General features: G+C 40.9%; 4 protein-coding genes. 3 read left to right on the top strand and 1 reads right to left on the bottom strand.

All coding sequences use genetic code 11. The annotated features are described in order from the left end of the window. Positions 1-573 precede the first annotated feature (573 nt). Entirely contained in the window at positions 574-1,893 is a 1,320-nt protein-coding gene (locus tag IPP32_01620) for an adenosylhomocysteinase (protein MBL0046785.1), read from the bottom strand. A gap of 468 nt (positions 1,894-2,361) precedes the next feature. On the opposite strand from IPP32_01620, the gene IPP32_01615 reads away from it, so the two are divergent. From IPP32_01615 to IPP32_01605, 3 genes are read left to right on the top strand one after another with little or no spacing between them, the layout of a single operon-like run. Beyond that, the gene (locus IPP32_01615; protein ID MBL0046784.1) at positions 2,362-9,999 is read left to right on the top strand and encodes a PKD domain-containing protein; all 7,638 of its coding nucleotides are present in this window, start codon (positions 2,362-2,364) and stop codon (positions 9,997-9,999) included. Beyond that, positions 9,980-11,551 carry a PD40 domain-containing protein gene (locus tag IPP32_01610; protein ID MBL0046783.1) on the top strand — a complete coding sequence of 524 codons (1,572 nt, stop codon included), beginning with the start codon at positions 9,980-9,982 and terminating at the stop codon, positions 11,549-11,551. The genes IPP32_01615 and IPP32_01610 overlap by 20 nt, the downstream gene beginning before the upstream one ends. Next, positions 11,548-12,543, top strand: coding sequence for a type IX secretion system membrane protein PorP/SprF (locus tag IPP32_01605; GenBank protein MBL0046782.1), 996 nt, complete (start codon positions 11,548-11,550; stop codon positions 12,541-12,543). Before IPP32_01610 ends, IPP32_01605 begins: the two co-directional genes overlap by 4 nt. Positions 12,544-12,562: the final 19 nt, after the last annotated feature.

The raw sequence follows: 12,562 nt of genomic DNA, 5'->3' as shown, positions 1-12,562 counted from the left end.
GTGAGCATGCTTTTTCCTAAACAAATAAGATTTCCAAGTTTAATACGAAACGTGAAACCCACGCTCGCATCCTGCGCCTGTGAGCTATTATTCAGCCTCCATCTTTTTCACGCGCACATTCCAATCTTGCGAGCTTGCGTTTTCTCAAACATAAAAGATGTACAAATTCTATAATGAGGCGTGAATTACATAATAAAATGTAGCTCGCATTAAGGATGGAGCGGCCTGTCTGAGCTCTTTTGCCCTTCCGCAAAAAGCGAGTAGCGAGAGCCTGACCCGACGCAGGCGGGGGATGCCCTGAGTATACTTTATTTTAATAGTAAGAAGGCTTAAGGAGTGAAACAATTCTAAAGTATTGTTTGAGAGATTAGCCGGAGGCTTTGGAATAGCTGACACTCGCAGGATGCGAGCGAATGATTTGAGGCTTTGGAATAGCTTACACTCGCAAGATGCGAGCGAATGATTTGAGCTTTGTAAGAATTGACACTCGCAAGATGCGAGCGAAGGTGGTTCATAAAAAAGGCTGCACAAAAATTTTGCGCAGCCTTTTTTTTAGGATAGAATTACTAGTTCTTAGTAACGATACATTTCTTGTTTGTATGGTCCATCTACTGTAACACCAATGTATTTAGCTTGGTCAGCAGAAAGTACATCTAACTCCACACCAATTTTAGATAAGTGCAAACGCGCTACTTTTTCATCTAAGTGTTTTGGTAAAGTGTATACTTTATTCTCGTAATTTTTGCTGTTTTGCCACAACTCTAATTGAGCTAAAGTTTGGTTGGTAAATGAATTACTCATTACAAACGATGGGTGACCGGTTGCACAACCTAAGTTTACCAAACGACCTTCGGCCAATACAAGGATGTGTTTACCATCTACAGTATACAAATCCACTTGCGGTTTGATTTCGTTTTTGGATTCACCGTAGTTTTTGTTTAACCAAGCCATGTCAATTTCATTGTCGAAGTGACCAATGTTACAAACAATAGCTTTGTCTTTCATTGCTTTGAAGTGACGGTCTACAATGATGTTTTTGTTTCCGGTTGCAGTAACGATAATGTCTGCTTCTTTCACTGCAGTATCCATTTTCTTTACTTCGTAACCTTCCATTGCAGCTTGTAATGCACAGATAGGGTCGATTTCGGTAACGATAACGCGTACACCTGCGTTTTTCAATGAATCGGCAGAACCTTTTCCAACATCACCAAAACCAGCCACAACAGCCACTTTACCGGCCATCATAATATCGGTAGCTCTGCGGATAGCATCTACTAATGATTCGCGGCAACCGTATTTGTTATCGAATTTTGATTTAGTAACTGAATCGTTAATGTTGATGGCAGGAACCAATAACGTTCCATTTGCCATACGCTCGTGCAAGCGGTGCACACCTGTAGTCGTTTCTTCAGAAAGACCACGGATATCTTTTACTAATTCAGGAAAACGATCAAAAACCATATTGGTTAAATCGCCGCCGTCATCTAAAATCATATTTAATGCTTTACCACCTTCAAAGGCATGTAAAGTTTGTTCGATACACCAGTCAAATTCTGTTTCATTCATTCCTTTCCAGGCGAAAACCGGAGTTCCTGCAGCAGCAATGGCAGCAGCGGCTTGATCTTGTGTTGAAAATATATTGCAAGATGACCAGCTCACTTCAGCACCTAAAGCTTGAAGGGTTTCGATTAACACAGCAGTTTGAATTGTCATGTGCAAACAACCTGCGATACGTGCACCTTTAAGTGGTTTGCTTGCTCCAAATTCAGCGCGTAAGCTCATCAATCCGGGCATTTCGGCTTCGGCGAGCATAATCTCTTTGCGTCCCCAAGCAGCAAGAGAAATATCTTTTACTTTAAATTTCTCTGTTTTACTCATTGTTAAATTTTCCATTTTTAATTTATATAGTTTTTACTTTTCTCCTTCCTAAACACACTAAAATCGAAATGGTTTTAGCTTTTATTTAAAAAGGCTTGCAAATTTAAGCAATAGCTTTGAGAGAAGCAAAGTTTTGCGCACTAAAACTACCTGACAGTGAAATGTTTGCTCTAGAATGGATGCAAGTAAGATTTATGAAGCTGTTGAACCCTTTGTAATAGAAATGAGAAATTAGGAAGCAAAATTACAATTACTGTTCATCCTGAGTTTTTTCTTGCTCACATACCAATAATTCTATTTCGTGCATATTATCCAATCATTAACATTTAAATTCTCGTATTGTTGAATAAATTGTTGATACAAAATCTTTCGTTCTTGGTTTACTAGATAAAGAATTCGCATTTTTAGCAAGCCTTAAATATAGTTTGATTAGGAGGTAAAATAACCTAAATTTGAAAAGCCATTTTTGACAATAGAAAAAATATGAAAGCACGTTTACACATATTATTTCTCACACTTTTTCTAAGTCTACCCTTCTTAGCCTTCAGCACCCATATTGTAGGGGGATCAATAACCTACATTCATAACGGAGGTTCCAGTTATACGGTCACTTTAAAACTTTACCGCGATTGTGGTGCCGGTACCGCACAATTTCCTGATCCGGTTACGATTTCGGTTGTTGGAAATAATGGAGCTCCTTTTTCGCCGAGTAGAGACATTAGCATTCCGCTTGGAACGGTAACTCAAGTGCCCTCTAATTTGGATACTTGTGCTACTCCACCCAATCCCATGCCTTGTACACAAGAGGGAATTTATACAACAACTGTAAATAACTTACCCCCCAATCCGGGAGGCTATCACTTGTATTTTCAGGTTGTGGCGCGTAACTTAAGTTTAACCAATGTGAATGCATCGGGTAACAATGTGGGAGAAAGTTTTTATGCTTACATACCCGGTACACCTGTAATTTGGGGAGAGGATTTTGCTTTGCCCAATGGTACAACTGTAGATAACGGTGCTACCGCTTGGACAACTTCTGCAGGTGCCACGCCGCCTGCAACTGCGAGTGTAAATAATAATCTCTTTCAAACCACCGGAGCCAATAATGGGGAGCAAACATGGACTTCGCAGGTAATTAATATTGCTGCATTTACAGCCGGTGTGAATTTGAGGGCTGATTTGGCAGAGAATGGAACACTTGATGCCAATGATTCGATATTTGTTTATTATAGATTGAATGGCGGACCACTCACTTTGTTTTCTACCAATGGCTTTATTGCAGATGATTTTGCGAATGCGGTTGCGAGCCAAGCAGGATTAATTGGAGGGACTATTCAGATTGTGATTCGGGTGCATTTTGATGCCAATTCTCCGAATTCTGAAATATACCGATTCGACAATGTGCTGGTGAGTGGAACTGCTTTTACGGATAATAGCAATCCTGCTTTTACCTTGTTTCCACCGTTGTTTTTATGTGTAGGCTCGCCTTTTACTTTTGATCACTCTGCAACCGATGCCAATGGTGATTCGCTTGCTTATTCTTTTTACACTCCCTTTAATGGGGATAATGGTGCCGGTGCTTTGGATCCCACCTTTCCGAATAACGTGGCAACCTTTCAACCGGTAAATTTTTTAGGCGGATTTTCAGCTACCAATCCACTCGGTGGAACGCCTTTGAATTTGAATGTAAATACAGGATTGCTTTCAGGAACACCTGCAGCACTTGGTCAATATGTTGTTGGAATCTTGGTAAAAGAATATAGGAATGGAGTTTATATTAGTTCCACTTACCGTGATTTTCAGTTCAATGTAATTACCTGTCCTACTTTTGCTCCGGCTGTTTTAACGCCGGTTGCATCTTGCAATAGCAATACTATTTCTTTTTCAAACCTGGGTGGAAGTTCAGGTGCCAATTGGTTATGGAATTTTGGTGATCCCTCCACCAATACGGATGTTTCGACTTTAAATAATCCAACGTATACCTATCCTGTTGCCGGAAATTATACTATTACTTTAACTACCGGTGTGGGTACGAGTTGCGCCAATACCGCCACCACAACTTTGGTGATTTCGCGGGTGACCCCAAATTTTAGCAGCACCGCACCACAGTGTGTTGGAAATACGGTAACTTTTACTGATTTAACCACCCATTCGGCAAATGCCTCGCTTACTTCGTGGAATTGGAAATTTGGGGATGGTGGAACATCCACAGCGCAAAATCCAACGCATGTATATTTAACCGGAGGTACATTTAATGTGACTTTAATTGTAGGCAGTAATACAAACTGTATTGATACCATTGTGTTGCCGGTAGTAATAAGTGCTCAGCCTACCGCAAATGCCGGAGGAAATACTACTGTGTGTGGAAATAATCCAAGTGTTTCATTGAATGGGCTAGTTACCAATGCTACAGGTGGAATTTGGACTAGTAGCGGAAGTGGTACCTTTTCGCCCAATGCCACCACACTAAATTCATTTTACTTGCCAAGTATTGCAGATACAGCTATCGGTAGCGTTACTTTAACTTTAACTACTACCGGAAATGGCAGTTGTCCGGCAGCAGTAAGTACAAAAGTGGTAACCATAGCCAATGCGCCTACTGTTGCCAATGCAGGACCCGATCAGATAGTTTGCGGAACAACCACAGCAAGCCTTGTCGGTAATGTTCCAATTGTGGGAACTGGTTTATGGACAATTGTTTCCGGAACGGCAACCATAGCTAATCCTACTTCTCCCACTACCACCATTTCGGGATTATCGCCCGGCAATTCAGTTAGTTTGCAATGGACCATCTCAAGCCCTTTGTGTATCTCCACAAATGATGTGGTAACCATTAATGCTGATTTACTGCCCACTACAGCCAATGCCGGAAACGACTTGAATCTGTGTATGGCTACTACTGCAACCTTAGCTGCTAATGCACCTTTAGTTGGAACAGGTCAGTGGTCAATTGTTTCGGGTCCGGGAAGTATTACCACACCTTCTTCGCCTACTTCAGCAATAACAGGATTAATACCCAATAGCACGGTGGTGTTGCGCTGGACAATTACGCGCGGAGTGTGTATTAGCACAGATGATGTGACGCTAATTAACAGCGAAATTGCAGTAGTGAATGCGGGAAATAATCAAGCCTTGTGTGCACCTGCAAATATTCAATTAAATGGAAGTATTACAGGTGGAACAACTACCGGAATTTGGACGAGTTTAGGTACCGGTAGTTTTTCGCCCAGTGCAACAAGTTTAAATGCAACTTATGTATTAAGCAACAGCGATATTTTAAATGGTAATGTAACCTTGGTATTGACTTCAACCAATAACAAACCCGGATGTTCTGCAGTTACCGATACCATTACAATTAATTATGCAGGATTTAATGGTGCTGTATCCATTACGCCCACCGATGTAAGTTGTTTTGGTGGTTCAAATGGAACAGCTACGGTTTCGGTTATTGGTGGGATTAGTCCTTTTACCTTTTTCTGGAATACAGTGCCTGCGCAGTCTACACCCAATGCGGTGAATTTAACTCAGGGAACCTATTCAGTTACTATAACTGATGGAAATGGGTGTACAAAACTTCAAACTGTTGTGATTTCACAGCCTGCACAGCTATCGATGAGTGGTGCAGTAACAAATGTGTCTTGCTTTGGAGGAACAAATGGCTCGGTAGTAATAACTCCTTCCGGTGGAACTTCGCCTTACAATTTCTTGTGGCAGCCGGGCAATCAAACAACCTCATCCATCATTAATCAATCCTTTGGAAATTATGTGGTAACGGTTACCGATTCAAAAAACTGTCAGCAAACCTTACCATTTACAATCACACAACCCACTGCACTGGCATTGGGCTTAACACAAACCAATGTAGATTGTTTTGGAGGTAGTAATGGTTCTGTGACCAGTACGCTAAGTGGAGGTACATTACCTTATGTTTATAATTGGAATCCATCCGGTGCCAGTTCACCTTCTATAAGTGGAGTATCGGCTGGTACTTATACCTTAACAGTAACTGACAACAATGGATGTATTGCCAGCAGTTCGGCTACTATTACCGAAGCAGCTGCATTAGCTATACCGATAACGGTTGTAAACGAAACCTGTAATAATTTAAATAACGGAACAGCTGCAGTTTTGGCTTCGGGCGGTACTCCAGGATATACTTTTTTGTGGACACCCGGTAATTTTAATACTTCCAGCATTTCGAATTTAGCAAGTGGAACTTATACTTTAACTGTAACCGACACCAAGGGATGTACAGCAATTGGTTTTGCAACAATAACAGAACCTGCAACTTTAACTGCCAATTTTATTAATCAACAAAATGTAAATTGTTTTAATGCTGCAACCGGTGCAGTTACTGTGAATGCGGTGGGCGGTACACCAAATTACAGTTACTTTTGGGTTCCGGGTGGATTTACAACTGCATCCCTCTCGAATTTGCAAGCCGGCTCGTATACCGTTACCTTGAGTGATAACAATAATTGTCAAACCCAAAATACGGTAGTAATAACTCAGCCAACGCAGGCATTGTCTGTTACGGCAACATCCACACCTGTTTCGTGTAATGGTGGGAATAACGGCACAACATCGGCTAATCCAACAGGTGGAACAGCCCCCTATACCTATTTATGGACACCCGGAAACTCCACTGCTCAAAACCCAATAGGCTTATTGAAAGGAACTTATTCAGTAACTGTAACAGATTTTAATGGTTGCTCTGCAGTAAGCACTACCACCGTTTCAGAGCCCACTGCACTAACACTGCTGGGATCATCGAGCAATTCGAATTGTGGCTTGGCGAATGGCATTGCATCGGTTTCGGTTTCAGGCGGAAGTGGACCGTTCTCCTTTCAGTGGTCGCCAACTGGTGGAACAAATGATACTGCTACCGGATTAATATCAGGCTCATATACTGTGCTGGTTATAGATGGCAATGGTTGCAGCACCTCAAAAATTGTAAATGTGAACGATAATAATGGCCCTTCCGTATCTATTATTGGAATTACAAATGTTACTTGTTTTGGTGGCACCAATGGGTCGGCATCTGCAAGTGTAGCAAGTGGAACCGGACCTTTTACATTTAACTGGCTTCCATTTGGAGGAAATGCCGCAATTGCAACAGGTTTGAGTGCAGGAATTTACACAGTAGTAGTTACAGATGCCAATGGATGTAATTCATTAGCAACAACGAGTCCGTCTATTTCTCAACCTGCACAACTTGCTTTAAATGTTACTACCACCGATGTGAATTGTTTTGGGGGCACAAATGGTAGTGCATCCGTTATTGCCAGTGGTGGAACGCCCGGTTATTCGTTTGTATGGTCGCCTGTTGGAGGAACAAATTCATCTATCAGTAATTTAGCAGCAGCAAACTATTCTATTCAAGTTACGGATTCTAATAACTGTGTTTTTTCAACTAATTTTTCAATTGATGAGCCAACACAACTTTCGGCTTCTGTTAATTCATCTTCTAATGTAAGTTGCTTTGGCGGAAATAATGGTTCAGCTACTGTTTCTGTAAATGGCGGAACACCTTTTTACAATTACAATTGGTTACCAAGTGGCGGAAATGGTCCAACAGGAATAAATTTAGCGGCTGGAAATTATACAGTTGAAATTAGCGATTTACACGGATGTACAAATACAGCTACGGTTTTTATCAGCCAACCTTCACAACCTTTGACTGCAACAGCAACCGGAGTATCAACCAGTTGTTTTGGAGGTTCGAATGGAACTGCAACTGCAAATCCGGTTGGGGGTACTCCCGGTTATACCTATCAATGGTTGCCACTAGGAGGAGCGGGTCAAACAGCAAGCGGATTAAGCCAAGGGAATTATTTTGTAAGCATAACCGATGCAAATAATTGCGCAACCAATGTGGCTTTATCAGTTTCGCAACCTTTACCAGTTTTAGTAAATTTATCACCTACCAATCCTTCTTGCGGCTTTCCGAATGGAATTGTAACCTCGCAAGTATCGGGAGGAACTGCACCTTATGCTTTCTTATGGACACCAACCGGATCGAGTAATCCTACTTTGAACGCAGCTGCACCGGGACCGTATACATTGCAAATTACCGATTCGAAAGGATGCAATGCCAGTGCTCAAACTACCTTAACAAACATTCCTGGACCAACAGCTAATCTGCTTTTTTCAACAAATGTTTCCTGCGCAGGTGGCAGTAATGGTGTGGCTTCTATGCAAGTTTCGCAAGGAACTTTGCCATATACCATCAATTGGTCGCCTTTTGGAGGAAGTAATCTAGTAGCGCAAAATTTAAGTGCAGGTTCTTACACCGCTCTTGTTACCGATGGATTAGGTTGCCAAGCAACTGTAAATGCAACAATTAGTGAACCATCGCCGGTAACGCTAAGCTTGCAATCGTCTGCTTTAGTTTCTTGTAATGGTGGAAGCGATGGAGCGGCAACCGTGGCCGCAAGTGGTGGAACTCCTAGCTATACCTATTCTTGGTCACCCATCTTATCCAATTCAGCAAGTGTGAGTAATCTTTCGTTTGGGACGTATGTGGTAACTGCTTTTGATCAGAATTTTTGTACTACTTCCATCTCTGTCAACATTGGACAGCCAACGGTATTGGGCTCATCTATTGGAGCTGTTATTAATCCAAGTTGTTTTGGCGGAACAGGAGTGGCCAGTGCCATTGGTGTAGGTGGAACCTTTCCATACACCTATTTATGGGCAACAAATCCCCCACAAGTTACTAGTACAGCCACTGGTTTGCTGGCAGGTTCCACGAGTGTAACGGTTACTGACTCCAAGGGGTGCTCTACCGTTAATACAGCTGTCTTAACGCAGCCTACACAAGTTATTACTGCTGGAGCACCGGATATTTCTACTTGTCCGGGAAATGCAATTACCTTATCGGCAACAGCCAGTGGTGGGGGAGGAAATTATTTTTACTCTTGGCAACCCAACAATGTGATAAACAATGGAAGTTTTGTAATTGCATTAAATACTTCTACACAATTTATTGTAACTGCAATTGATCAGGGCGGATGTGTGGGCAAAGCGGACACTATTAATGCAAATATATTTTTACTCCCGCCAGGTAATGTACAAGTATTGGGCAAGACACCAATTTGTCCCGGACAAAGTACTTTGCTACATGTGCAAACTTCCGGCACCACCGGTCCATTGACTTATTCCTGGATTGGAAGTACTGGAGGGAGCATCAGTACGAATGATAGCGTTTTAGTTACGCCTACACAAGCCGGAATGTATTATGTTACCGTTAATAATCCTTGTAGTTCGCCTGTTTTTGACTCGATATTTATTGATTTTAACCCGCCTCCAACGGTACTTTTTGCAAGCAACAATCAAAGTGGATGTGTTCCTTTGAGTATCCAGTTTATTGATAATTCATTAACCGGAAACAGCACCGATCCGATTAGTAGCTGGAATTGGAATTTTGGAGACGGAACTTTTTCTTCTCAGCAAAATCCAGGGCCTCATAACTATTCTTCAGCAGGATCTTATCCGGTAAGCTTAACAGTAACCACAGCGAATGGTTGCACAAATAACAATGCAAGTAATCCAACGGTTATTACTGCACATCCATTGCCGGTTGCAGCTTTTTCGATGAATTCGAATAATTTGGATTTGCCTAGTGATGTGCTAATTTGTAACAATCAATCGGTAGGAGCTGCATCTTATGTGTGGGAGTTTGGTGATGGTGGAAGTTCAACGCTCGAAAATCCAAATTATAAATATGTGTTGGTGGGTAATTTTACGGTACAACTTACCGCAATTACAGAGTTTGGTTGTGTGGATGTTACCACTGCCGAAGTTACCACCAATGCACAGATTTTATTTCCCAATGCCTTTACTCCTGATGGTAGTTCTTCTTCAGGCGGATATTATGATGCGAATAGTTTGGATAACAATATTTTCTTCCCTTACACCGCCGGTGTTGTTGGATTTAGGCTCCAGATTTTTGATCGTTGGGGAGAATTAATTTTCGAAAGTAAAGATTTAAGTCAGGGTTGGGATGGTTATTATCGTGGCAAACTATGCCCCAGCGATGTATATATTTGGAAAGCAAGAATGGAATTAAATAATGGACAAATATTAAATAAAACAGGTGATGTTACATTACTCCGCTAAAAGTTGTTTTTTCATTGCCCTATTTTTAGTCTTTTCGTTTGCAGCGAAGAGTCAAAATAGTACACGCGAATGCAGAAAGTTGTTGTGGGATGCAAATAAGGATTTTGAATTGGGAGACTATTTAAGTGCAATTGCCACATACGAAAAAGCATTCCTGCTTGACAGCATGAATAATGAATTGAATTATAAGCTGGGCATTTGCAAATTTGAGCTCAAGAAATACAGAGCTGATTCCAAGAGAAATTTTGAGAAAGTTAATGTTTTGGAATATCCTGAAGTGAATTATTACCTTGGAGTCTTGAATCATTTGCATAGAGATTTTGAAAAGGCGGTTGTGTATTATAACAGCTATCAAAGTGCAAAGGGCGAGAAGGAGCATACTGCAAAAGAAATTAACGACCTCATCATCAAATGTTATACCGCACCCTTATTGGAATCAAAAAGAAACCCATCCATCGAAATTGAAAATATCGGGAATGTAATAAATACAGAATACCCCGAATATGTTCCGTTGATTCCGGCGGATGAAAAATTTATGGTGTTTACCTCCAGAAGGAATAATGAAGTGCATTCCAAACTAAATGCGTATGGGGAGTATTATGAGGATATTTACATTACACAAAAAACAGCAAGCGGCTGGAGCGTTCCTCAAATGATGGATACTTTTATCAATACCCCAACCCATGATGCCTGCACAGGCCTTTCGGCGGATGGGGAAAAATTATTACTCTACCGCACGAGCAAGGATACAAGAAGCGGAGACATTTTAGAAAGCAATTTTATTAATAAAAAATGGAGCAAACCGGTTCCTTTAAAACTCAATGTAAATTCATCAGATTATATTGAGTCGAGTGCGTGTTACTCGGTTGACAATGACATTGTGTTTTTTTCGAGCAACCGCATGGGCGGATATGGGGGTAAGGATTTGTACTATGTGAAAAAACTTCCTGATGGAAATTGGGGAATTCCTAAAAACCTTGGTGAATCAGTGAATACTGAATACAACGAAGATGCACCATTTGTGGATGCGCTTGGTAAAACACTTTACTTCAGTTCCGAAGGGCATAGAAACATGGGAGGATACGATGTATTTAAATCAAATTTTGATGAACGCGGAACGTTTACCACGCCTCAAAATTTGGGTAGTCCAATTAATACGGTAAATGATGATGTGTTTTTTGTGTTGAATCCCGACAGTTCAGTTGCCTATATGTCGTCGGAGCGAGAAGGAGGATATGGTTCACAAGATATTTACAAGGTTTATTTTAACGATAATAAAGCCATACTTACTGTATACAATGTGCATGTTCAAGATGAATCGAATACAGTGCTTAAGAATGTGGAAATTGTGCTTACGGATGTGGCAACAAATGAAATTGCAGGCCGCTACAAATCCAACCAAAATACAGGCAAAATAATAATTATATCGCGACCCAATCGCCTATACAAAGTGAACATTCAATCCTATGGATATGAATCAAAAACAATTGATACATACAGTTTGAATAATGCAACGGATATAACATTTAACTTAACGAAATCAAACAAATGAGAAAAATAGCCTTCTTATCCTTTCTTGTTTTTGTGCTTTTCGTGGAAAATGTGCAGGCACAGGATATGCATTTCACACAATTTTATTCTTCGCCGGTGTATTTAAATCCGGCTATGACCGGCTTAAACGTTTGCGACCGAGTAACCATGGTGTACCGTAACCAATGGCCCGGAATTTCTAGAGCTTATAGTTCTTATTTGGTATCTAGCGACCATTATATTCCGGATGCAAAATTAGGTGTGGGTATGCTGATGGCGCACGATCAGGCGGGTAGCGGAAACTTAATGACAACTATAATGAGCCCTTCAGTTGCGTATGAATTAAGAGTGAGTCAGGAATTTGGAATTCGTTTTGGAATTCAGCCCGGCTTGACACAAAGGCGCATCAATTATAAAAAGCTCGTATTTGGTGATCAAATTGCGCGAGGTGGTGATGTTCCAACGATTGAAGAATCGAAACCATCTAAAACATACTTTGATGCCGGTACAGGAATATTATTTTACACCAAGCAGTTCTGGGGAGGTTTTGCTTTGAATCACATGAATCAACCCAATGAATCATTAACCGGAACAAAATCAAGAGTACCGGTAAAATACACCTTACATGGGGGTTATTCCCACTTGTTGAATCCGGATGAGCGTGACGAAGCAAAAAGACGTTCCATTACCAGTGTTTTCCACTATCGTCACCAAAAGAAATTCGATCAATTTGATTTTGGTTTGTATTATCGTGAAAATGTATTTACTGCAGGAGTCTGGTATCGCGGGCTTAATGTTGTAAAACAGTATAAGCGCGGATATCAAAACAATGATGCAATTTGTTTGATTGTTGGCTTACAAAATAAACGCACCAGTTTTGGATACAGTTATGATGTAACAATATCAAAATTATCTAGTGTATCGCAAGGAGCGCATGAGATTACTTTATCTTATCAGCTATGCACACGTAAGAAGAAAAAAGTGCGTTTAACGGTTGATTGCCCGAAGTTTTAATTGTGCTAATCTATTAACT

This window comes from Bacteroidota bacterium (genome assembly GCA_016721765.1).
In the GTDB taxonomy this organism is placed as follows: domain Bacteria; phylum Bacteroidota; class Bacteroidia; order UBA4408; family UBA4408; genus UBA4408.
This window is presented reverse-complemented; position numbering and strand designations above follow the sequence as displayed.

Excerpts from the sequence above, each read along its gene's own strand:
- IPP32_01610 (MBL0046783.1), top strand. The coding sequence starts at position 9,980 with ATGTTACATTACTCCGCTAAAAGTTGTTTTTTCATTGCCCTATTTTTA.
- IPP32_01605 (MBL0046782.1), top strand. The coding sequence starts at position 11,548 with ATGAGAAAAATAGCCTTCTTATCCTTTCTTGTTTTTGTGCTTTTCGTG.
- IPP32_01615 (MBL0046784.1), top strand. The coding sequence starts at position 2,362 with ATGAAAGCACGTTTACACATATTATTTCTCACACTTTTTCTAAGTCTA.
- IPP32_01620 (MBL0046785.1), bottom strand. The coding sequence starts at position 1,893 with ATGGAAAATTTAACAATGAGTAAAACAGAGAAATTTAAAGTAAAAGAT.